Here is a 214-nt window from a genome sequence, read left to right as displayed (position 1 = left end):
GTTCCCCCATTCGGAAATCTCCGGATCAAAGCTCACTTACAGCTCCCCGAAGCATATCGGTGTTAGTGCCGTCCTTCTTCGGCTCCTAGTGCCAAGGCATTCGCCGTGCGCCCTTAATAACTTAACCAAGTTATTAAGCCTAAAAAACTTAATTTAAAAAATAAATGTGTTTGTTACAATTTCAATGTCGTTTTATCCAGTTTTCAAAGAACAA

Annotated in this window: 1 rRNA gene; it reads right to left on the bottom strand. The window is 40.7% G+C overall.

Going from position 1 to position 214, the window contains the following annotated elements:
- Positions 1-127: ribosomal RNA gene (locus tag C9J37_RS27945) — 23S ribosomal RNA — on the bottom strand; the annotation flags it as partial.
- Positions 128-214 lie beyond the last annotated feature (87 nt).

Origin of the sequence: Lysinibacillus mangiferihumi (assembly GCF_003049665.1) — a bacterium.
Lineage (GTDB): Bacteria > Bacillota > Bacilli > Bacillales_A > Planococcaceae > Lysinibacillus > Lysinibacillus mangiferihumi.
This window is presented reverse-complemented; position numbering and strand designations above follow the sequence as displayed.